This is a genomic window from Paenibacillus sp. MER 180 (genome assembly GCF_023713665.1).
GTDB classification, from domain to species: Bacteria; Bacillota; Bacilli; order Paenibacillales; family Paenibacillaceae; genus Paenibacillus_B; species Paenibacillus_B suaedae.
Genome location: NZ_JAMAVT010000004.1, coordinates 93,863 through 116,371, shown reverse-complemented (window position 1 = coordinate 116,371; position 22,509 = coordinate 93,863). Strand labels below are relative to the sequence as shown.

Here is a 22,509-nt window from a genome sequence, read left to right as displayed (position 1 = left end):
TTTTTGGTTCTGAACCGCTGATTGCGGTCATAATTCTGACATTGTGGGGCAGGAGAAGCATCGCTGAAGCGTTGGGAACAGCATTGTTTTTTTGAGTTGGCATTTGGAATATTTGTCATGGGAAATGGGTTTCGTTGGGAGAAAATTTAAAAATTGAAATTTGAAAAAGGCTAAGATATAATACTCACATCTGTCAAATTAGAACCGTATTAACAAAATGGTCATTCGGTCAATAAGGAGGTGACAGCGTGCATAGTATTCGTTTTTTCTGGTCGGAATTCGTGGCGAATATCCGTACCAAAGATGTGCTTGTACCCGTTTTGGGTCTGCTCATTATCCCGCTGCTGTATTGCGGCGTATATCTGGTTGCGAATTGGGATCCTTATAGCAATGTCAAGCATATGCCTGTCGCTGTCGTCAACGAGGATCGACCGGTGATGTACGAAGGGAAAGAGATTGCCATCGGCAGAGAGCTGATCGAGAAGCTGCGCGATAATGAGAAGGTAGAGTTTCATTTTGTAAGCAGGCAGGAAGCGGAACGGGGATTAAGCGAGAACAAGTTCTACTTGATGATCCGCATCCCTGAACAAATGTCGCATAATGCAACGACGATCCTTGATCCGCACCCGCAGCCGATGAACCTGATATACACAGAGAACAGCAGTTATAACTTTATTTCGGGACAGATCTCAGATAAAGTAGTGCAGAACATCAAGGCAGAATTGTCGCAAAAGGTAACGGAAACATATGTTGAGCAAATGTTCAATGCGATTGATAAAGTAGCGGATGGATTGAATGCTGCTAGTGAAGGTGCGAGTCAGATTGAGCAAGGCTTAGGCCAGCTAGGTGAGGGGATTGAGAGGTTCCGCGATGAATTGAATGCGGCGGTCGATTCGAAGACCTCTCAGGCTGGAACGATGGTGGAACGTGCCTTGGAGGAGAACAAAGAGAAGCTTGATCAGATGATTCATAAGGAAATCGATGAAGCGATCCGCAGCAATAAACCGAAGATGATGGATAAGATTCATCGTGAAATTGATACGCAATCTGATAAATATTATGATATCGTGCACGATTCGCTGCATATCAAAATTGACGAGCTTGTTCGCACCAATTCTATGCCGGCTAAGGAAAAAGTACATGAACAAATTGATCTGCAAGCTAACAAGTATGGTGAGCAAATTCGGGAGAATATGCATAAAGAAATTGATCGTGCATATGAGGCAAACTTGAACAATGTACTGGCGAAGATCAGCAAGGAGCTTGATGATTCGATAACGAAGATGGAGCCTGCAGCTCGAGCCAAGATGCATACCATCATCGATAATGAGTACAGCAAGCTCGACAGCACGATTCGTTCTTCCATTCATCGCTATATTGATGAGAAGGTCGATGCCATCTTTGACGGCGCAATTCAGCGTGGCAAGGATGAGATGAACAAGATCCACGAGGATTTGAAAATACTTGAGGAGAAGCTTAAGCCCTTTGAAGAACAGATTCCGCCTGCTATGAAACCGCAGTGGGATGAGTTGAAGAAGAAGCTAGGGGATGTTCGTGCGAAGGTTGAGGATCGGCTGAACGGCGAGAATCTGTTGGCGCTCAAGAGTAAGGTGAAGCAGGATCTAACGGAGCTTGCGGATAGAGAGCTGAGCAAGGTGGGAAGTTCGCTTGTGAAGAAGCTGCACGAGGCAGCGGATCAGAAGTTCGATGAAGTCTTCCCACAGATACGCTCCATGGCGAACCGCATGGTAATTGCGAAGGCGAATGAATTGGCTCCTCAACTGCGAGACAAGGCGCATGAGCTTGCAGAAAATATGTATCAGCAGAAGTCGAAGCAGCTAGTCGATACGCTGCATACGCTTGTTGATGAGAAATGGAAGGAATACGAGCCGAAAGTCGTGAACGGCATTCATCATAAAGTAAATGATGAGTTGAACCGATTGGCGCCAGAGATTACGAAGAAGCTGCATAAGGCTGCAGACGACAAAGTAAATGCGATGGAGCCTATGGCGCGTGATATGCTGCATAATTTGGCGGATATGAAGCTGAATGAAGCAGCCAGTCATGTTCAGAAGGTTATGTTCCAGAAGATGAGTGATGTGCTGAATCAGGTAGAGAAGGCCAAGGCCTCGATTAACGACGGATTTGCGATGCTTTTAGATGGTCAGAAGCGACTGCAAGATGGAGGCGCAGAGCTGCGCGACAAGCTGAGAGAAGGTGCAGAGAAGGCGATGCAGCACCCGACCGATAAAACGTATGAGATGATCTCATCTCCGGTAGGCAGTGACAAGCTGGATAATCATGACGTCACAACGTATGGCGTTGGTATGGCCCCGTATTTCTTGTCGCTTGGATTCTTCGTGGGTGCACTTATGTTCTCCATGGTCTATCCGTTGAAACAAACAAGCGGGAGGCCTCCATCTGGTATGGCTTGGATGGTAAGTAAATTTGGCTTTATGACAGTCGAGAGCATTCTGCAAGTGATCATCTGCGGTACAGTTGTACTGACGGTCATTAATCTGCCTGTAACCAATATACCGATGTTCTTCCTTGTATGCTTGACTACGAGCTTAACCTTCTTTGCCTTGATCCAATTTTTCATTACGACGTTTGGCAATGTAGGCCGGTTTATCATTATTATTTTGCTCGTGCTGCAGTTGTCTTCAACGGCAGGAACGTTCCCAATTGAGCTGACACCGCCATTTTTCCAAATGCTTCATCCATGGCTTCCGATGACGTACACAATACGGGCTTTCCGCGGCGTTATCTCACTAGGTGATATGGGCTATGTATGGATGAACCTCGGATTTCTGTCGGTGTACATTGGACTCGCACTGGCAGCAAGCGGCTTGTCGTTCCAGATGTTCTATCGCAAGCTAGTGAAAAAGGAGAGAGCAGATTCATCCGCAGTGATTGCGGGATAAGGCTGTGTATTCCCTCGTATGCTTAGCTAACAAGCTGGTATCTGAATCGTCAGATGCCAGCTTGTTTATTTTGCAGTTACCTATAAATATATGGTAAACTAAGCACAGAATACAACAGTTCGGGATATAGGGGTGTAACAGATGGATGGCCATGATGCGACGCTAACGAAGCACGAACAATTGCTGCAGCATATTGAAAGTTTGAAGCCGGGGACGAAAATATCGGTTCGTAAGCTGGCGAAGGAAATGGGCGTTAGTGAGGGAACCGCCTATCGTGCCGTGAAGGAAGCAGAGAGCATCGGGATCGTAGTCACGAAGGAACGTATTGGCACGGTTCGGGTAGAGAAGAAGCCACGCAATATGTCCGAACAGCTGACATTCGGTGAAGTTGTTGATATTTTAGGCGGTCATGTTCTTGGCGGAAGCCGCGGTCTGATGAAGACACTGAACAAATACGTCATCGGCGCGATGAAGCTGGATGCCATGGCTCGTTATATTGATGCAGGGAGCTTGCTCATTGTCGGGAACCGCGAGGATGCTCATCGTCTTGCGCTTCAGCATGGAGCAGGTGTACTTATAACGGGTGGATTCGGAACAAGCCGAGAGGTGAAGCTGCTGGCCGATGCGCTGGACTTGCCAATTATCTCTTCGAAGTACGATACATTTACGGTCGGCTCTATGATCAACCGCGCGCTGTTCGACCGGTTAATTAAGAAGAAGATTATGATCGTTGAAGACATCGTTACAGCGAAAGACAAAATGATTGTGCTGCGTCCATCCAGCACAGTAGGCGACTTCCAACGACTGCGTGATGAGACAAGTCATACTCGCTTCCCCGTCGTAGACGAGTGGTATAGGGTTATTGGTATGATTACATACAAGGATGTACTGGGGGCTGAACCAGACACGAGCATTGATAAGCTCTATACGCGGAGTCCGATCACGGCTACGCTGCAGACGACGCTCGCTTCGGCAGCGCATACGATGGTGTGGGAGGGCGTTGAACTGCTCCCGATCGTCGATCGCAACCGCAAGCTCATTGCTGTAGTGACCAGACGGCAGGTGCTGCAGGCGATGCGTGATGCCCGCAAGGAGCCGCATCTCGGGGAGACGTTCGATGACCTGATATGGAATGGGTTCGAGGAAGAGCGGGACGATAAGGGGCAGCTCTATTTCCGTGGTGTCATCACACCGCAGATGGTGAATGGATTCGGTTCTGTATCGGAGGGCATCTTATCCACCGTTATGACGCAGGCCGCTTTGCGGGCGGTGAAGGACGTTCGCAGCTACGATCACGTTATGGAGAATATGACAACTTATTACGTCCGCCCGCTTCAAATCGAGGATATCGTTACGCTGCATCCGGAATTTATCGAGATGAGCCGCAAATTTTGCAAGCTGGAACTGTCCATCCGCCACGGAGAGCATCTCGTCGCCAAAGCAATGATGACCGCACAGTCGATCGATCACGACTAGCGCACAGCTATGCACCGCAGTAGGGACTTAATGTTTCGGAGAGAGAATGTATGTCTAGTTGTCTAATCCAAATGAATACGCAAAGAGCAACTGGGACTTAGATATATGGATAGGGATACTTCACGAAGAGCAAATAAATGGGATTGCCTCTGCTGCTGTAACGCGGCATATGAGAGGCAATCCCATTTTGTTGATGAGGCGATTATTTTTTACCTGCGGAATAAATGGCTTGATAATGGCTGTGATTGCGCAGCCCAGCGAACAAATTGAATAATCCGATTACGAGCAGTACAGCTCCTACAATGACTCTAACTGTCGATGCTGTGAACATGAAAATTTGGATCGTTGCGATGAGCAGCAGCATAATTCCCATACACATATTCATTCTAGCCGCATACAAGCCACGAAGCGCTGTGGCCTGCTCACGTCTTGAACGAAAACTGTAATACACAGACATTCCTGAAGTCACACAAATCAGGATAATGAGCACCCATTGGATAGTTTCCATCGATTAAGCAACTCTCCTTCTTTGACAATATGGAAACGACTACAATCTAAACTCCTTTATATTACCATATTCCAGGGGGCTGTCCTACAAGATTTAGTGGCTGCCTAAGCGAGCGATGATTCCCTTAAGGGGATGTTGGTACATAAGTATGTACATCAATCCACACATGAAGCACTCCTTCGGTGACGAGCATTGTTCGGAGCTGAACCGTGTAGTCCTTGTCATTCACGTCGGGATATATTTTACGGGACAATAGCCCTTCCACAAGCTTACTGTATTCATCAATTTTGAACACGTTGCGTCCCTTCAATACGGCTAAGTCCTTGAGCAAACGCCGTCGCAGCTCCATTTCATCTGCTTGCGGGATGCTAGTGTCGTTCTGCTGTTTGTAGATGTGCAGGTCGATGCTTTTAATAATGGTTTTCCGATTTTTGTAGCGAAGCAAGTCTTCCGTTTCAGCCTTGTAATGGGCAAGGCGATCGCGCAGATCAATATTGATCATCATGACCTCATTAAATTGACGCAAATAGACCGCATGGTAGATTCCCGCACCGATGACGCTGCCGACAATGATGAGTGCGAGATTGCTGAGCCATAATGGGGTTTTACGCTGGCGCATCGTGCAAGCTCCTTCCTTCCCTTGACTAATTACGCGATGTTATGCGCGACTCCGGCGTAAGAAGTGGTTGATGGGAATGAGAATGAAATTGGTGGCGTATTGCGTTATACGCGATCCCGGCAAATCCAGTGAATGAGCTCTGTGCTGAGGTGAGCTCCCAAGAATGATACGAAAATGAAGATAAGCTGCTTAAATACTGGATTCAAGTTGCCCATCCAGAAGTTGCTCTCGATGACTCGGATCGGGTCGATCGTTCCACCTACAGCAGCTACGACTGCCCATATTTTAAGATGCTCCGCAATATGGCGCATCGTATCAGAAGGGGGTTGAAGAGCGATGACGGACCCTATGCCCGCCAGTATGGCACCTCCGAGCACAATGCCGAAGGCGATGAAGAAATCGAGAAGTGCTTTCGAGAGAAATGAACCCATCGTAACGCCCCTTTTCACATAGAATTACCCTTTGTACATGTATAGGACTTGCTGGCGGAATTATGATACAATAAGAGACGAAAATATGTTCGTATAACATGGCAGGTTGAAGGAGTGAATGGTATGGATCAGTTCGTGCATTTGCACGTGCATAGTGAATACAGCTTGCTCGACGGAGCAGCGCGTATTGAAGCGCTTGCTGCACGAGCAGCCGCATGCGGAATGAAGGCGCTAGCCCTCACGGATCATGGGGTGATGTACGGAATCATTCCTTTCTATAAAGCATGTATGTCGCATGGCATTAAGCCCATTATTGGCGTGGAAGCGTATGTAACGACAGGAGCGCTCCAGGAGAAGGTATCGCGCAAGGAACAGCCTATTTATCATTTCATATTGCTGGCGAAGAATGAGCAGGGATATCGCAACTTGATGAAGATTTGCTCCGTAGGGCACTTGGAGGGATTTCATTATAAGCCTCGTGTAGATATGGATACGCTCCGCAAATACGCAGATGGGATAATCGCGCTAAGCGCCTGTCTTGGCGGCGAGGTGTCGCAGCATGTGCTTCACGGCAATGAAGAGGCAGCGCGCAGCGCGGTTGAACGATATAAGGATATTTTCCGTGATGGATTTTATATTGAGCTTCAGGACCATGGCCTTCCAGAACAGAAGAAGGTTAACATTGGCCTTATAGCTTTAAGTGAGCAGACGGGCGTTCCGCTCGTTGCAACGAATGATGTGCACTATTTGCAGCAGGAAGATGCAGCGATGCAGGATGTCCTTATTTGCATAGGTACGGGGAAGTCGGTTGAGGATGAGGGGCGGATGCGCATGCATACCGACCAGATGTACTTTAAGTCGCAGGAAGAGATGACGGCATTGTTCCGTCATGTCCCGGAAGCGGTTGCGAATACGGCTCGTATTGCGGAGCAGTGCAATGTGACGCTGGACTTCGGAGGGCATGTCCTTCCCGCCTATCATCCGCTCCCTGAAGGCATGAATGCAGGACAGTATGTGCGACAATTGTGCGAAGAGGGGCTGGCGAGCCGCTATCAAGGACTGCCGGAATGGCAGGATGAAGCCTTCCAGCGAGAGGCGAGAGAGAGGCTTGTCTATGAGCTGAATACGATTGAGAATATGGGATTCTCTGATTACTTCCTCATCGTGTGGGATTTCATTCGCTTCTCGCATGAACAAGGCATTATGACTGGTCCCGGACGGGGCTCGTCAGCGGGTAGTCTTGTGGCGTACTGCTTGCGGATTACGAATGTCGATCCGCTCAAGTATCATTTATTGTTCGAGCGATTTTTGAATCCGGAACGGGTGACGATGCCTGATATCGATATTGACTTCAACGATGAGCGGCGTGATGAGGTTATTGCTTATGTTGCGAATAAGTATGGCCATGACCGCGTGGCGCAGATTATTACGTTCGGTACGATGGCTGCGCGGGCAGCGGTGCGGGATGTCGGCAGGGCATTGAATGTGCCTTATAACGATACGGATCGGGTAGCGAAGCTGATTCCGAATCAACTCGGAGTCACGCTTGAGAAGGCATTGCGGGCAAGCAGCGAGCTAAGCAGTTGGAGAGAACGTGATTCGCGCATACGCGAGCTTATTGATATGGCATCTAAGGTAGAAGGCATGCCGCGCCACGCATCAACCCATGCAGCAGGTGTTGTCATCAGTGAGGAGCCGTTAACGCATTATGTCCCCCTGCAGGCAGGAACCGAGAATATTGCTCTCACCCAATACTCGATGGAAAATTTAGAATCGATCGGCTTGCTGAAGATGGATTTCCTCGGCTTGCGAACATTGTCGATTATTGAACGAACCTTAGAATGGGTCAATCTTCGCGGCGATGAACCGCTTGATCTAGGCATGATTGATGATGCGGATGAGGCGACCTATGAACTGTTGTGCCGAGGGGATACGACAGGGTTGTTTCAGCTTGAATCAGCCGGCGTACGGCGTGTTCTGCGAGAACTGAAGCCATCTGTATTTGAAGATATCGTATCCGTGCTTGCGTTGTATCGTCCGGGTCCAATGGAGTTCATCCCGAACTATATTCATAGCAAGCATGGGTTGAAAGCTGTCGAATATCCCCATCCCGATCTGAAGCCGATCCTGCAGGATACGTACGGGATTATTGTGTATCAAGAGCAGATTATGCATATCGCCTCCAGAATGGCAGGCTTCTCTCTTGGAGAAGCGGATCTGCTGCGGCGCGCGGTCTCGAAGAAGAAGCGGGAAGTGCTTGATCAAGAGCGGCGTCATTTCGTAGAAGGCAGTCTGAATCAAGGGTATACGGAAGTGGAAGCAAATCGGGTGTACGATATGATCGTTCGCTTCGCTGATTATGGATTCCCACGGGCTCACGCAGCTGCATACGGCGTGCTAGCCTTCCAAACTGCCTATTTGAAGGCTCACTATCCGACAGAATTTATGGCGTCCATGCTGACAGCGAATATGGGAAGCCATCGGAAGATTGCAGAGTACATTGAGGATTGTCGAAGAATAGGCATAACGGTATCGCCTCCGGATGTTAATGAAAGCTATGTTCGCTTTACGCCCGTTGATGGCGCAATTCGCTTCGGCCTTGGCGCGATTAAGAATGTGGGTACGCTTGCGATAGAAAGCATATTGAAACAGCGGAAGGAAAAGCCATTTGCAGATTTGCTCGATTTCTGTCAGCGAGTTGATCTTCGGGTGTGCAATCGCAGAGTCATTGAATCGCTTATTCAAGCGGGGGCATTCGATTCACTTCCAGGTCATCGGGCACAGCTATTGGCCATGCTGGATGAGGCCTTGGATGCGGCTGCGAAATGGCGTAAGGAAAGAGAGGATCTTCAAATTCAATTGTTCGGCTTCGTCGAAGTAAACAATTGGACGATCGATTATCCGAATATACCGCCGTTCGCTATGGCAGAGCAGCTGGAGCTGGAGCGCGAGCTGCTTGGATTATACTTATCCGGTCATCCGCTGGATGACCATGCGCAGCTGCTGGAGTCCTCCGAGACGGATCGGCTTGTTGATTTGCATGAGGTACCGGACGAGAGTGAGTGTACCGTTGCTGGGATGGTCGTGTCGCTTCGAACGATAATGACGAAGAAGGGCAAGCCGATGGCATTCATTGAAATTGAGGATCGGATCGAGCGGGCTGAAGTGGTGCTGTTCCCCGAAGTGTGGCGCCGATCAGAACCGTTGATTGGGAAGGGAGCATTGATTGCGCTGCGGGCGAAGGTGCAGCGTCAGGATGAAGGCTATAAGCTGCTTGCTGACGAGGTTGTACCGCTTGAGCCCCATGCGATTGCTGCGTTGACGAAGCGTGCTGCCCATCGCAGACGCTCCTCTGAGACGCGTGGTGGGCAAGCTTCTCAGTCGCGCATGGCCGGCGAACAACCGTCTGGACGAAGCCCGAATCAACGAGAGGCGGCGCTCAACCTACAACGTGGTGCCGAAGCGGCCGCCGGCATGAACCGAGATGCGGGCAGCATGTCTGCGGATAGGACGGATAGGAGTTCATCTGCAGCTCGTATGCGGAACACAGCACAGGGTGGGGGAACCGAAGCTCCTGCCTCCAGAACGAGTGGGCGCCCACCACAGCGACAGCGAGTATATATTAAGATTACAGCCGATCATGAGCGGCCAGACCTGCTTCAACAGCTGAAGGAACTCTTGAAGTCGCAGCCAGGGCCGCTGCCGACTGTATTGTTCTATGAGCGCGAACAGCAATTGCGGGCGCTTAGCGAGGCATATTCGCTGAAGCCGTCACCGGATCTGTTCAAGCGGATCGAATCAATGTTCGGTGCTGGAACCGTACGCGTCAAATAACAAATGTCAGGGATCGAATCTCCTCCCGCAAGTAGCACAATTCCTTATCATCCCGCATAGAGTGGTCATACGCCCTATTCACGGGTAGGTGAAGTTGAAGGGGCGAAGGGAGGGGACGCCATGACATTCAATATGGCGGAACAATGGCTTGTTAAGCGCGGCGTATCACTTGAATCCATCGCGGAGATTGTGCTCCATCTTCAGCAGCCATACAATGCAGCGTTGACGCTGGAGGATTGTCTGGACAGCGTACGAGCCGTAACACGCAAGCGCGAAGTTCAATACACGCTCATTACAGGCATTGCATTGGATTTGCTTGCCGAGCAGAAGCTGCTGCCGGAGCCGCTTCAAGCGATTATGGAGACGGATGAATCCTTGTATGGTGTTGATGAGACACTTGCACTTGGCATTACGAGTGTATATGGAATGATTGGCCTCACGAGCTTCGGATACTTGGATAAGGCCAAGCTTGGCATCATTCATCAGCTCAATTCGGATCGTACGCGAATTCATGTTTTTCTAGATGATATTGTAGCTGGATTAGCTGCTGCTGCGTCAGCTAGAATTGCCCATCACGACAAGCGTGCTCAGCAGTATGGCGAGGGTGGAGCCTGCAAGCTTGACGATATGAATGCAAATTCTTAAAGAATACGAATAGCCGAGATAGGATAAGGCTTGGCGCTGGTTCATCATTGCTTATTGGGCAGTGCATTGCAGCAAGTCTGTTGGAATTTGTTGCGATGAAATTGACAATTATGATATCATAATGGCATTATATGAGCCGTTTCTGGAACGTTAGGGGGGTCAATCGCGCGTGTGGACTGTTATCTACATCGCACCGACTGCCAATTTAGCAGATAAGATTCAGCGCAAGCTGACCGAGGAAGGATTCCTTATTCAGATCCGTCCAATCCATCTGTCTAAACAACAGTTTGAAATTCTAGTGCCTTCCGGAGAAGTTGAAGAGGTTCAGGAAGTGCTTAATTCGATCTTGCATGCATGATGCGGCTGATGAATGACGATGTTATCGTTCAAACAGCCGATTTTTGTTGTCTATGGTTAGGACAATCTCTAGTTTGAAGAAATAGGATGATGTCCTGTATTTCAACTGGAGAAATCACGCCTAAAGAGGTGTATCGGGTGTTTAAAGACTTATTTCAAAAGAAAAAGTACGCAACGGTGCCGTCCGGATCTGTACACGATGACCGTCCCAAACGCGAAATACCCGAAGGTTTGATGAATAAATGTCCAAAATGTGGCTCGATTCAATATCATAAAGAGCTGGAGAAAAACCTGAAGGTATGTACGCAATGCGGGCATCATATGCGCTTGAATGCAAGGGAGCGCATTGAGATGACTTTGGATGAAGGCCGATTTTTTGAATATGATGCGGATATCGTATCCGCAGATCCGCTTGCTTTTCCAGAATATAAGGACAAGCTGGAACAGCAAAGAGCGAAATCCGGCATGGATGAAGCTGTTATTACGGGCGAGGGGACAATTGGAGGATTTCCGGTTGTCGTAGCTGTGATGAGCTTCGATTTCTTCACTGGCAGCATGGGTTCGGCAACAGGAGAAAAAATTACACGAGCTATTGAAACTGCTATGCAGAAACAATATCCGTTAGTCATCTTCTCTACATCTGGCGGCGCAAGAATGCAGGAGAGCATCTTGAGTCTGATGCAGATGGCCAAGACAAGTGCAGCGCTTGGGAAATTCCATGAAGCAGGCGGGTTCTATATTTCGGTATTCACGGATCCGACTATGGGTGGAGTGTCTGCAAGCTTCGCTATGCTTGGCGACATCATTATAGCTGAGCCTGGGGCAAGAGTAGGCTTTGCTGGCCGTCTCGTAATCGAGCAGACGATTCGTCAGAAGCTTCCGGAAGAATTCCAAACGGCTGAATTCAATCAGAAGCATGGACAAATCGATCTGGTCGTGCAGCGCAAGGACATGAAGTCCACGTTGGCGAAACTTATCGATCTGCATACGGTGAAAGGGGATGTAGCTCATGGCGAATGAACTGCCGTTCGAGCAACCTTTGGTGGAGTTGAAGCAGAAGATTGCTGAATTAAAACGGTTCGGCGACGAGAAGCAAATTGACTTTACTGAAGAAATCGCCCGGTTGGAGGAGCGTTACGCCAAGCTAGCGGCAGAGATCTATGCTAGCATCTCCCCATCGCAGAAAATGCACTTGGCGAGACACCAACAGCGACCAACCACACTGGATTTTGTCCAGCATATATTCACTGATTTCATTGAGCTTCATGGTGACCGACTGTTCGGCAACGATCTTGCTATTGTGGGCGGATTGGCGCGACTGAACGGGGTGCCGGTAACGGTAATCGGACATCAGCGGGGCAAGGATACTAAGGACAACATTGCAAGATTCTTCGGCAGCCCGCATCCAGAAGGCTTCCGTAAGGCGCTTAGGCTCATGCATCAAGCGGACAAGTTCGGTCGTCCGATCATTACATTCATCGATACGAAGGGTGCATACCCAGGCAATACAGCTGAGGAACGAGGACAATCGGAAGCTATTGCACGCAATTTGCGGGATATGGCCATGTTCGGCGTGCCAATAATTTGCGTCGTCATCGGTGAAGGTGGAAGCGGCGGCGCGCTCGCGCTCGGCGTAGGCAACCGAGTTCTTATGTTGGAGAATGCAATCTATTCATGCATTTCCCCGAACGGTGCTGCATCTATCCTCTGGAAGGATGCGTCCAAAGCCGACCAAGCAGCAGAAGCGATGAAGATTACAGCTTCTGACCTGAAGGAACTCAATGTTATCGAGGAGATCATTCCAGAGCCTCAAGGCGGTGCGCATAAGGATGTTGAAGCGGCCTCTGCTAACATGAAAGATGCGCTCTGGCGTCATCTGACCGAGCTGATGGGGATGTCCCCAGAGCAGCTTCGCGAAGATAGATATGACAAATTTCGCAATATTGGCGAGTTCGGCATTCTGCAGCACGGATAAGTTCAGTGGCGTCTGTGTCCTGAATCCCGCGTCCTGACTGGGATGACACGGTTTTCATGAGTCAATTGACTTAAAACATCGTTCACTGGTAAAACTTATAAATATGATTATCTTCATATACAAATTTTATTGAGTATAGTAAATTAGATAGTTGAGAGCCTTGTTTTTAGCAATACAATATAGAGATACAGAGAGACACACATAATTGGAGGAAGCCCATATGCGTAAAACAAAAATCGTCTGTACTATCGGTCCTTCCAGCGAATCTTTAGAGAACACTAAAAAATTGATCATGGCTGGCATGAACGTTGCTCGTCTCAATTTTTCACATGGTGATTTTGAAGAGCATGGCAACCGAATCAAAAACATTCGTCAAGCATCCCAAGAGTTGAACAAAACGGTTGCAATTCTCCTTGATACGAAAGGCCCTGAAATTCGTACAGGTAAGCTTGCTGTTGACTCCGTTGACCTCGTTGAAGACGAGTTCATCACATTGACAACAGAAGAAATCCTTGGCGATAAAGACCGCATCTCCGTAACTTACGAGAACTTGCCTCGTGACGTTGAAGTCGGTTCCACTATCTTGATCGATGACGGCCTCGTTGGTTTGACGGTTGTTGAGATTCAAGGTACAGAAATCAAATGTAAAATCGTTAACGGCGGCACAATCAAGAGCAAAAAAGGCGTTAACGTTCCTGGTGTGAAAATTTCCTTGCCAGGTATTACAGAAAAAGACGCGAACGACATCCGCTTCGGTATCGAGCAAGGCGTTGATTTCATCGCTGCTTCATTCGTTCGTAAAGAGCAAGACGTTTTGGAAATTCGTGAATTGCTTGAGAAGCACAATGCAACTCATATCCAAATCATTTCCAAAATCGAAAACCAAGAAGGCGTAGACAACCTGGATGCAATCCTGGAAGCGTCTGACGGCTTGATGGTTGCTCGTGGTGACCTTGGCGTTGAGATTCCAGCTGAAGAAGTTCCACTCGTTCAGAAGCGTATGATCGAGAAGTGCAACTTGGCTGGCAAGCCAGTTATCACAGCTACACAAATGCTTGATTCCATGCAACGCAACCCACGTCCTACACGTGCGGAAGCAAGTGACGTAGCAAACGCAATCTTCGACGGTACGGATGCAATCATGTTGTCCGGTGAAACAGCTGCTGGTAAATACCCAGTTGAATCCGTATTGACAATGTCCCGTATCGCTGAAAAAGCTGAATCTGCGCTTGAATACCGTGAAATCTTGGTAAAACAAAGCTCGAGACAGCAAGCTACAGTTACTGATGCAATCAGCCAAGCAGTTGCTAACACAGCTCTTGATCTGGATGCAAAAGCAATCATCAGCTCTACACAAACAGGCTACACAGCGCGTATGGTTTCCAAATACCGTCCGAAAGCTCCAATCATCGCTGTGACTCCTTCTGAGCAAGTGATGCGTGGTTTGTCCTTGACTTGGGGTGTTACTCCAGTTAAAGTCGATCAAGCTACTTCTACAGACGAAATGTTTGACGTTGCTGTTGCAGGCGGCGTGAAGACAGGCATCGTTGCAGAAGGCGACTTGGTTGTAATCACAGCTGGTGTTCCTACAAGCTGTGCAGGTTCTACAAACCTTGTTAAAGTAAGCCAAATCGGACAAGGCCGTTGCTAATAAGAATAGGCCTATCCAATTGAATATAGAAGCAATACCAGACAAGAGCAATGGTTGAACCATTGCTCTTGCTGTATTTGTGAACGTACCCTCGAATGCGCTACAATGGAGGAGGAAAGAAGATGTATCATGACGCTAGGGAAGAAGATCAATCGGTATGGTTTGGTTATCCGCTGCGCGTTCGCTATCAAGAGACAGATCGAATGAATGTCGTATTCCACGGCAACTATGTGACGTGGTTCGAAGTCGGAAGAACGGAATGGATTCGAGCTCTCGGTATGAACTATCGGGATCTTGAAGCAAGAGGGCTGCTGCTCCCTGTGGTCGATTTGCAGGTGAAGTTCAAGCGTCCCGCATACTATGATGATCGAGTGATGGTATATACGCGCTTGATGCAGCTGTCGCCTCTCCGGTTGACATTTGAGTCACAAGTATGCAGGATAGAGGGCGGTACAGACACAGGCCTGCCTGAAGCAGGCTGGGTCTCTAAGCCATCCGGCAAGCTGCTCGTGGAAGGAACAACTACTCTTGCTTGGCTGAATGCGGATTGGCGGCCTATTCGTCTTGAGCGGGAAGCGGAAGATGTATGGTCATTGCTGGAGCGAATGCGCCCGACCTCTTAATTCATCTTCATATGAAGGATGTTGATTTCTCCATTTCAAGAGATGGATGGGAATGATTCTACTTAGAATGTCATCCATGAGAGTTGCATGATTGTAATGCAAGATGCAATGCATAAGTCATTATGCAAGGGAGGGAATGGTTCTTGAATCCGATGGTATGGGTACTCATTACTCTGACATTAATTCCTGCACTGGAAGTGTACGGTTTCGTACTGATGAGCAACTGGGTAGGGGGCTGGAATACGTTCCTGTTGATATTGCTTACCGGGGTTATCGGAGCAGTAATTGCGCGCTACGAAGGGAATCAAGTGTTGGCAGAAGCTCAGAAGCAGATGCAGGCAGGGCAAATTCCAGGACGTTCTGCGGTAGAAGGCCTATGTATTCTTGCAGGAGGAATCTTACTGCTTACACCGGGATTCTTTACGGATATTATTGGCTTCGCACTTGTATTTCCGCTGACTAGACCGATCTATAGGCACTATCTGCTTAAGTGGTTGGAGAAAAAGATGAAGGACGGAAATTTTATTTATTTCCGCCGTTTCTAATCTTGAAATATACACGCCCGCTGTATGGTGAAGAACCATGTGGCGGGCGTTTTTGTGTACATTTGAACAGTGCGTTTTTTATTTTCTGCCGCTGATAATATACGTCTGTAAATCCAGAAAGACATTTGCTCGCTTCATGGCAGACAGCAGAACGAGGGAGACGGGACCGACAATAAGTCCGAGGAAGCCGAACAACTGCATGCCGACGAACATGGCAATTAACATGAGGAGCGGATCAAGACCGACTGTTGACGCCAGTACCTTCGGCTCCATAATCTGCCTCGTGAGCAGGACGATGGCATATACGATAAGTAAGCCAATGCCAAGCGAACCTTGGTCAACGGCAAAGCAGTATACAATCCATGGAATCATGACAGCACCGACACCAAGGTACGGCAGCAAATCGATAATGCCGACGAGAAGGCCTAAGGTGATTGCATAATCCACGCGCAGAACAATGAGTCCTGTTGTAATGATGAACATCGTAATGGAAATCAGAAATAACTGGGCTCGCAAGTAACCGAATAGGGCCTGCTTCAGATCGCCCCAGATCGTTCGCATGGATTGATTAATGGAGGCAGGCATGGCACGTGCAGGGATGCCCATCCAACGCGACCAGTCCTTGCTTATGAAGAAGGCGGATAAGAGAATGATGATTGAAATGGACGCCACATTTGGAAGGCTGGACAAGAGACGGACGATCGCATCCAGAAAAGAGGTGATGAAGTTGGTGATCACTGTCGTTATCTTTTCTGCAGTGCTCGATAAGTTACTGTTGATCGAGCCTTGAAGATTTGGATTATCTTTGTATAAGGAGCCAAGCGTTTCAAGAAATGTGCGAACCTTATCATTTTCGAACAGCTGAATAAAGAATTCCCTCCATAGACGGAGAAAATGATCCATAGAATTGGACAGATTATAAACCTCTCTCACCACACGCGTAACTACCGCTGCCGCAACCGTTAGCATCGACGTAATGAACAGGGTCAAGCATATCGTAACACTTAGCCAGCGCGGCATACGGAACTGTTCTGACATCCACTCAACAACGGGATTGAGCATTAGAGCGATCAGCCAGGCAATGAGAAACGGATAGAGCAGGGGGACTAATAGATAGCAGGATAAGAGTATAAGTATACCAACGGTCAATACCCACCCTCCGCGAAGAATACGCTTGATGATGTGCTGCTCCATGATCTCAATCACCTCCATGAATCCTACTGTAAATCCTCGGTTTCCCAGCACGTCCGATCTGGGAGGACGACCCTCTCTATATGCTATGCGCCATACCCAATTTCCTTGATTTTTTCTTTTTATCCTCAATGATTTCAAGGAGTTTAAAAAACGTTTATACCTCTGATAAAGCATTTCTATCCATATTTTTCAACTGAAACCGTTCACATTTCCGACATTATCCATTATCATCTTAATAGGAAAACTTGCCTTTTTTTCCGGGGCGGAATACTTCGAAACACATCGAGATAACACAGGGAAAAGAAAGATGGGATGGTATTAGGTTACATATGCAAAGGAGAGAGGGCAGATGACAGCAACGAAAGGTTTGGAAGGCATAGTTGCAACGACTTCTTCTATTAGCTCAATCATCGATGGTGTGCTAACATACCGCGGTTATAATATCGACGATTTGGCCGATCATTCGACATTCGAAGAAGTTGTTCATTTATTGTGGTTCGGCAAGCTGCCAAATCAAGAGGAACTTTCGGAGTTACGCACTCGTCTGGAGAAGAGCGCTGCAATTCCTTCAGCCGTTGTTGAACAAATGAAATTGTATCCGTCAGACGCGAATACGATGGCTGTTCTCCGTACTGCGATTTCTGCATTGGCTTTATATGATGAACAAGCGAATGACACGGGGCATGACGCTAATGTACATAAAGCCATTGCGCTGCAAGCACAGCTACCAACTGTGGTCGCGGCTTTTGCACGCGTTCGTGCAGGGAAGGAGCCGATTTCTCCGAAACCGGGTCATTCCATCGCTTATAATTTCCTATATATGTTAACTGGCGAAGAGCCTTCCGATAGCGCTGTATCGGCTATGGACAAGGCGCTTGTCCTTCATGCGGATCATGAACTGAACGCCTCTACATTCGCTGCCCGGGTTACGGTTGCCACCTTGTCGGATATGTATTCCGGTGTTGTATCGGCAATCGGCGCACTGAAGGGGCCGCTGCATGGCGGAGCCAATGAAGCGGTTATGGTGATGCTGGAGGAGATTGCTGACCTTGATCGTGTTGATGATTATATTCAGTCCAAGCTTGACAACAAGGAGAAGATTATGGGCTTCGGGCACCGTGTATATAAGAACGGGGATCCTCGGGCGAAGCATCTGCAGAAGATGTCCCATGAGCTTGGAGAAGCGTGTCAAGATATGAAGCTGTATGATATGTCTACACGCATTGAGTCTCTTGTTACTGGACAGAAGGGACTGAAGCCGAACGTTGACTTCTATTCAGCATCTGTCTATACCATGCTGGGCATTCCGAGAGACTTGTTCACGCCTATCTTTGCAATCAGCCGCGTATCCGGCTGGACAGCGCATATTTTGGAGCAGTTGGACAATAACCGTATCATTCGCCCGCGTGCAGAGTATACAGGCCCATCCAGTCAGTTATTTATCCCGATTCAAGAACGGTAATTATCAACTCAATTGAGATAAATGTAGAAGTTTTTGAAAACATAGGTTGTCTTACAAATTGACGGGTTGCTACAATAGAAGAGTAGCTCCCGTTAGCTGTTTGTGTGACAATGAAATTGAAGGAGGAACATCTGTGATTCAATTGGACAAATTTGCACCACCAACCGAAGGCGAGAAAATTAAGATTGAGGATGGCAAGCTTCAAGTTCCTGTTCATCCAATTATCCCGTTCATTGAAGGGGATGGCACAGGTCGTGATATTTGGCGCGCATCCAAGCGTGTATTGGATGCAGCTGTTGAGAAGGCATACAACGGCGAACGCAAACTTGCATGGTATGAAGTATTCGCTGGCGAGAAGGCATTCAATGAATACGGTGAATGGCTGCCGAATGATACGCTGGAAGCCATTCGCGAGTACATTGTAGCGATTAAAGGTCCATTGACGACGCCAATCGGCGGCGGCATTCGCTCCCTGAACGTTGCACTTCGCCAAGAGCTTGATCTGTACGTGTGCTTGCGTCCAGTACGTTATTTTGATGGTGTTCCTTCTCCTGTTAAGCATCCTGAGCTGGTTGATATGGTTATTTTCCGTGAGAATACGGAGGACATCTACGCTGGCATCGAGTATGCTTCCGGATCGGAAGACGTGAAGAAAGTGATTCAATTCCTCCAAGAAGAAATGGGAGTGAAGAAGATCCGCTTCCCTGAGACATCAGGTATCGGTATTAAGCCTGTATCCTCCGATGGCTCCAAGCGTCTTGTCCGTGCTGCGATCGAATATGCGATCAAGCATAACCGCAAGAGCGTGACGATCGTACACAAGGGGAACATTATGAAGTTCACCGAGGGTGCGTTCAAGAACTGGGGCTATGAAGTGGCGGAGCAAGAATTCGCAGAGCACACATTCACTTGGGGACAATATGACCGCATCAAAGAGGCTGAAGGCACGGAAGCGGCTAACAAGGCGCAAGCAGAAGCTGAAGCGGCTGGCAAGGTCATCATTAAGGATGCAATTGCAGATATCGCATTGCAGCAAGTATTGACTCGTCCGAAGGAATTCGATGTCATCGCGACATTGAACTTGAACGGCGACTATTTGTCTGATGCATTGGCTGCTCAAGTTGGCGGCATCGGCATCGCACCTGGAGCGAACATCAACTATGTGACAGGACATGCGATCTTCGAAGCAACGCACGGAACTGCTCCGAAATATGCAGATAAAGACGTAGTAAACCCAGGTTCTGTTATTCTGTCTGGTGTTATGATGCTTGAGCATCTTGGCTGGCAGGAAGCTGCAGACCTCATCTATAAAGGCATGGCAAACGCCATCAACAGCAAGACTGTCACTTATGATTTCGCGCGTCTGATGGAAAACGCGACAGAAGTAAAATGCTCGGAGTTTGCTGACCACATCATCAATCATTTGAACTAGGAGGTCGAATCCGAATGGCTATTCGACGCAACAAGATCACAGTCGTTGGTGCTGGTTTCACTGGAGCGACAACTGCTCTTATGTTGGCTCAGAAAGAACTTGGAGATGTTGTATTAGTAGATATTCCTCAGTTGGAGAATCCGACGAAGGGCAAGGCGCTTGATATGTTGGAGGCTGGCCCGGTTCAAGGCTTTGACAGCCGAATTACAGGAACATCGAACTATGAAGACACGCAAGATTCCGATATCGTCATCATTACAGCAGGGATAGCTCGCAAGCCTGGTATGAGCCGTGATGATTTGGTGACTACGAACGCGAGCATTGTGAAGTCGGTATGTGAGAATGTGAAGGCTTATTGCCCGAATGCCTACGTGATTATTTTGAGTAATCCGGTAGATGCAATGACATTTGCTGCTTTTGAAGCACTTGGATTCCCTAAAAATCGCGTAATCGGCCAATCCGGCGTTCTGGATTCCGCTCGCTACTGTACATTCATTGCAGAAGAGTTGAACGTATCCGTAGAAGATGTGCGCGGCGTCGTGCTTGGAGGTCATGGGGATGATATGGTACCGCTCGTTCGTTATACGAGCGCAGGCGGAGTACCGATTGAGAGCCTCATTCCACAAGAACGCATTGCAGAAATTGTACAGCGTACACGTGTAGGCGGCGGTGAAATTGTCAATTTGCTTGGCAACGGAAGTGCTTACTACGCACCAGCTGCTTCCATCGTGCAAATGGCGGAAGCCATTTTGAAAGACAAAAAACGGATTCTCCCGGTCATCGCATACCTCGAAGGGGAATACGGTTATGACGCTTTATTTATGGGCGTACTGGCTGTACTCGGTGGAGATGGTATAGAGAAAGTGATCGAGATCGAACTGACGCCAGAAGAGAAGGCTGCACTGGATAAGTCGGCCGAATCCGTCCGCAACGTTATTCAAGTGGTCGCTGGAGAACGTGTATAATGCAATGATTCCATTATTTATGAACATTGTGACAAATCTCATAGAAATATCAAGAAAGGCATCGAAAATTTCGGTGTCTTTCTTTGTGTTAGTAAGTAAATTTTAGTATAATGGAACGAAGATTGAACCATATCATGTCTATGGAGGGAATGTATTTCATGTACAGTGCCTTTAGTCTTTTGCACATTTTAGGTGCAGTAGCAATGGGGTTCTATGCCATTGTTCCATTTATCGTAGGGAAATTAAACAAGCTGTCTACAGCAGGACAAGAGGGGCTGCTCGTGGGCGTGGGAACGGCGAATCGTCTGGGACAGTATTTCTTAATCGTTCAGTTCATTACAGGCGGTTATCTCATGAGCCAAGCGAAGTACAGTGTACTCTGGATGGTATTGACAACGGTTGTCTTTCTAGCGATTGCTGCATTTAGCGGCATCATGGGCAAGCAAATTAAGCTTGCGGCGCAGTCCGCAAAAAGCGGTAAAGCGGATGAAGCAGCTACAGGCAAGGTTCGCACTTTCAGTACGCTTATCTTCGTATTATTCATCGTCATTGTGCTTCTGATGGTTTATAGCTATAAGTTCATTACGGTAACGACAGGATAATAGATTCGCCCGGTCAGACTTACGTCTAGCCGGGCGATTTTTTTGTTTTTTTGTTTGAATCACCTGATGAATGGTCTAAGATCGTTTACGCGTACTTATCCAACCTTAGTCAATGAGCGATACAGTCTGATCGTCTTCTTTACTGAAAAAGGAGCCGGTCATAATATAGCGCCATACATCCCGGAACACATGAGCTTTCTGCAACGCAGTAAGCACGACGAGGGCGAGGATCCCAATAATGATGCCGGGTACGCCAAACAGCTTCAAACCACCATAAAGAAAAATGAGAAGCAGAAGCGGATTCAGTCCAATGCTGTCCCCGTATACTTTCGGTTCAAAGGCGTGCCGAGTAACGAGAATGATAGGCCACATAATGAGCAGTCCTGTTCCTAAAAATACATTTCCTTCAACATAGGCGAATACAGCCCATGGCACAACGATAGCAGGGATGCCGACTAATGGGATCAGGTCTACAATGCCGCCAATAAGGGCGATGGTGAATGCATATTCTACTCCTAGTACAAGCAAGCCAAGAAAGAAGACAAATGCGGTAATACTGGAGAGAATAATATGGCCTTTAATATAGCCGAACACGGCGTTCTGCAAATCACTTGTCACGACGCCAAGAGAGCGGCGTACCCGTTCAGGAATGAGTGCGTTGCCTTTGGATGAAATCGTGTTCCACTGTTTGCTGATTAAGAATGTAGCTACCAAGACAATGACTGTGATAACCGCAAGCTTAGGCAGGAATAAGACGGTAGCTTTCAAGAAATGAAACAAGTAGGCGACAATTAACGTGCCTCCGCTAGCAATCGTTCCTGTGTATTTTGACAGCGATGATTTCAAATCTGCAAAATTGAATGTATCATTCATGTCGGTGAGAAAATGCTGGAACTCCGCAGAATAGAAATAGGCTTCAGCCTGTATTCTCCAGTCCACAATCTGATTCTGTACGATCCCCATAATATGCCATGATTCGGAAATGATCTTCGTCGTGAATAGGTACAGAATTCCTGCGATGATGGCTGCGAAAAGCAGTAGGGCCGTCATCACGGCAAATCCACGGCGGAACTTCCAACGCTTCTCCAAAAAACGAACGATTGGATTCATCATGTATGCAAGCAGCCAGGCAATCAGAAACGGGCAAATGATCGAAAAACCGAAATAGAATACCGCTGTAAACGCAGCAATGATCAGTAGCACCCATGTTGCTCGGAAGATGCGGTGAACGAGAGTAGGATTAAAAATAGGCATTCATGACTTCCT

19 protein-coding genes are annotated in these 22,509 nt (G+C 47.9%); 14 read left to right on the top strand and 5 right to left on the bottom strand.

What is annotated here, in order from left to right; genetic code table 11:
- Positions 1–248 precede the first annotated feature (248 nt).
- On the top strand, positions 249–2,924 hold the full coding sequence (locus M3661_RS07855; protein WP_251483436.1) for a YhgE/Pip family protein: 2,676 nt from the start codon (positions 249–251) through the stop codon (positions 2,922–2,924).
- Positions 2,925–3,065: 141 nt separating this feature from the next.
- The gene (locus tag M3661_RS07850) at positions 3,066–4,400 is read left to right on the top strand and encodes a DRTGG domain-containing protein (RefSeq protein WP_251483434.1); all 1,335 of its coding nucleotides are present in this window, start codon (positions 3,066–3,068) and stop codon (positions 4,398–4,400) included.
- Between the two features lie 202 nt (positions 4,401–4,602).
- Here the strand turns inward: M3661_RS07850 and M3661_RS07845 are convergent, their stop codons facing one another.
- From M3661_RS07845 to M3661_RS07835, 3 genes are all read right to left on the bottom strand, one after another.
- The gene (locus M3661_RS07845) at positions 4,603–4,908 is read right to left on the bottom strand and encodes a YtpI family protein (protein WP_021252171.1); all 306 of its coding nucleotides are present in this window, start codon (positions 4,906–4,908) and stop codon (positions 4,603–4,605) included.
- Positions 4,909–5,032: 124 nt separating this feature from the next.
- Positions 5,033–5,527 (bottom strand): sporulation membrane protein YtrI, encoded by a 495-nt coding sequence (locus M3661_RS07840; protein WP_021259007.1) that lies wholly within the window; start codon positions 5,525–5,527, stop codon positions 5,033–5,035.
- A gap of 104 nt (positions 5,528–5,631) precedes the next feature.
- Positions 5,632–5,958 carry a YtrH family sporulation protein gene (locus M3661_RS07835; protein ID WP_028532392.1) on the bottom strand — a complete coding sequence of 109 codons (327 nt, stop codon included), beginning with the start codon at positions 5,956–5,958 and terminating at the stop codon, positions 5,632–5,634.
- 123 nt (positions 5,959–6,081) lie between these two features.
- Here M3661_RS07835 and M3661_RS07830 point away from each other — a divergent pair, with 123 nt between their 5' ends.
- The 8 genes from M3661_RS07830 (at position 6,082) to M3661_RS07795 (ending at position 15,588) form a co-directional block, all read left to right on the top strand.
- Positions 6,082–9,792, top strand: a complete 3,711-nt coding sequence (locus M3661_RS07830; RefSeq protein ID WP_251483433.1) for a DNA polymerase III subunit alpha — start codon at positions 6,082–6,084, stop codon at positions 9,790–9,792.
- A 120-nt stretch (positions 9,793–9,912) separates the two neighbouring features.
- Positions 9,913–10,437, top strand: coding sequence for a phosphatidylglycerophosphatase A family protein (locus M3661_RS07825; protein WP_044356245.1), 525 nt, complete (start codon positions 9,913–9,915; stop codon positions 10,435–10,437).
- A gap of 169 nt (positions 10,438–10,606) precedes the next feature.
- Positions 10,607–10,795, top strand: a complete 189-nt coding sequence (locus tag M3661_RS07820; protein ID WP_021252166.1) for a hypothetical protein — start codon at positions 10,607–10,609, stop codon at positions 10,793–10,795.
- 137 nt (positions 10,796–10,932) lie between these two features.
- Complete coding sequence (gene accD, locus M3661_RS07815) at positions 10,933–11,814, top strand: acetyl-CoA carboxylase, carboxyltransferase subunit beta (RefSeq protein ID WP_021259003.1); 882 nt, start codon at positions 10,933–10,935, stop codon at positions 11,812–11,814.
- Positions 11,804–12,769, top strand: coding sequence for an acetyl-CoA carboxylase carboxyltransferase subunit alpha (locus M3661_RS07810; protein ID WP_021252164.1), 966 nt, complete (start codon positions 11,804–11,806; stop codon positions 12,767–12,769). Before accD ends, M3661_RS07810 begins: the two co-directional genes overlap by 11 nt.
- A gap of 220 nt (positions 12,770–12,989) precedes the next feature.
- On the top strand, positions 12,990–14,420 hold the full coding sequence (gene pyk / locus M3661_RS07805) for a pyruvate kinase (protein ID WP_021252163.1): 1,431 nt from the start codon (positions 12,990–12,992) through the stop codon (positions 14,418–14,420).
- Between the two features lie 122 nt (positions 14,421–14,542).
- Positions 14,543–15,043: an acyl-CoA thioesterase gene (locus tag M3661_RS07800; RefSeq protein WP_028532394.1), complete on the top strand. Its 501-nt coding sequence runs from the start codon at positions 14,543–14,545 to the stop codon at positions 15,041–15,043.
- 143 nt (positions 15,044–15,186) lie between these two features.
- Positions 15,187–15,588, top strand: a complete 402-nt coding sequence (locus M3661_RS07795) for an FxsA family protein (protein ID WP_397376501.1) — start codon at positions 15,187–15,189, stop codon at positions 15,586–15,588.
- 78 nt (positions 15,589–15,666) lie between these two features.
- On the opposite strand, the gene ytvI (M3661_RS07790) is transcribed toward M3661_RS07795, so the two are convergent.
- Positions 15,667–16,782: a sporulation integral membrane protein YtvI gene (gene ytvI / locus M3661_RS07790; protein ID WP_251483431.1), complete on the bottom strand. Its 1,116-nt coding sequence runs from the start codon at positions 16,780–16,782 to the stop codon at positions 15,667–15,669.
- A gap of 349 nt (positions 16,783–17,131) precedes the next feature.
- Here ytvI (M3661_RS07790) and citZ point away from each other — a divergent pair, with 349 nt between their 5' ends.
- The 4 genes from citZ (at position 17,132) to M3661_RS07770 (ending at position 21,243) form a co-directional block, all read left to right on the top strand.
- On the top strand, positions 17,132–18,244 hold the full coding sequence (gene citZ / locus M3661_RS07785; protein WP_142544151.1) for a citrate synthase: 1,113 nt from the start codon (positions 17,132–17,134) through the stop codon (positions 18,242–18,244).
- Between the two features lie 133 nt (positions 18,245–18,377).
- Positions 18,378–19,676 (top strand): NADP-dependent isocitrate dehydrogenase, encoded by a 1,299-nt coding sequence (gene icd, locus M3661_RS07780; protein ID WP_021252158.1) that lies wholly within the window; start codon positions 18,378–18,380, stop codon positions 19,674–19,676.
- 14 nt (positions 19,677–19,690) lie between these two features.
- The gene (mdh, locus tag M3661_RS07775; protein WP_251483427.1) at positions 19,691–20,641 is read left to right on the top strand and encodes a malate dehydrogenase; all 951 of its coding nucleotides are present in this window, start codon (positions 19,691–19,693) and stop codon (positions 20,639–20,641) included.
- Between the two features lie 158 nt (positions 20,642–20,799).
- Positions 20,800–21,243 carry a hypothetical protein gene (locus M3661_RS07770; RefSeq protein ID WP_251483424.1) on the top strand — a complete coding sequence of 148 codons (444 nt, stop codon included), beginning with the start codon at positions 20,800–20,802 and terminating at the stop codon, positions 21,241–21,243.
- Between the two features lie 105 nt (positions 21,244–21,348).
- Here the strand turns inward: M3661_RS07770 and ytvI (M3661_RS07765) are convergent, their stop codons facing one another.
- Positions 21,349–22,497 carry a sporulation integral membrane protein YtvI gene (ytvI, locus tag M3661_RS07765; protein WP_251483422.1) on the bottom strand — a complete coding sequence of 383 codons (1,149 nt, stop codon included), beginning with the start codon at positions 22,495–22,497 and terminating at the stop codon, positions 21,349–21,351.
- Between the last annotated feature and the right edge of the window lie 12 nt (positions 22,498–22,509).

Coding starts and splice junctions, on each gene's coding strand:
- M3661_RS07835 (WP_028532392.1), bottom strand. CDS start 5,958: ATGGGTTCATTTCTCTCGAAAGCACTTCTCGATTTCTTCATCGCCTTC.
- M3661_RS07800 (WP_028532394.1), top strand. CDS start 14,543: ATGTATCATGACGCTAGGGAAGAAGATCAATCGGTATGGTTTGGTTAT.
- M3661_RS07840 (WP_021259007.1), bottom strand. CDS start 5,527: ATGCGCCAGCGTAAAACCCCATTATGGCTCAGCAATCTCGCACTCATC.
- ytvI (WP_251483431.1), bottom strand. CDS start 16,782: ATGGAGCAGCACATCATCAAGCGTATTCTTCGCGGAGGGTGGGTATTG.
- M3661_RS07850 (WP_251483434.1), top strand. CDS start 3,066: ATGGATGGCCATGATGCGACGCTAACGAAGCACGAACAATTGCTGCAG.
- M3661_RS07810 (WP_021252164.1), top strand. CDS start 11,804: ATGGCGAATGAACTGCCGTTCGAGCAACCTTTGGTGGAGTTGAAGCAG.
- M3661_RS07770 (WP_251483424.1), top strand. CDS start 20,800: ATGTACAGTGCCTTTAGTCTTTTGCACATTTTAGGTGCAGTAGCAATG.
- citZ (WP_142544151.1), top strand. CDS start 17,132: ATGACAGCAACGAAAGGTTTGGAAGGCATAGTTGCAACGACTTCTTCT.
- M3661_RS07845 (WP_021252171.1), bottom strand. CDS start 4,908: ATGGAAACTATCCAATGGGTGCTCATTATCCTGATTTGTGTGACTTCA.
- M3661_RS07830 (WP_251483433.1), top strand. CDS start 6,082: ATGGATCAGTTCGTGCATTTGCACGTGCATAGTGAATACAGCTTGCTC.
- mdh (WP_251483427.1), top strand. CDS start 19,691: ATGGCTATTCGACGCAACAAGATCACAGTCGTTGGTGCTGGTTTCACT.
- ytvI (WP_251483422.1), bottom strand. CDS start 22,497: ATGCCTATTTTTAATCCTACTCTCGTTCACCGCATCTTCCGAGCAACA.
- M3661_RS07825 (WP_044356245.1), top strand. CDS start 9,913: ATGACATTCAATATGGCGGAACAATGGCTTGTTAAGCGCGGCGTATCA.
- pyk (WP_021252163.1), top strand. CDS start 12,990: ATGCGTAAAACAAAAATCGTCTGTACTATCGGTCCTTCCAGCGAATCT.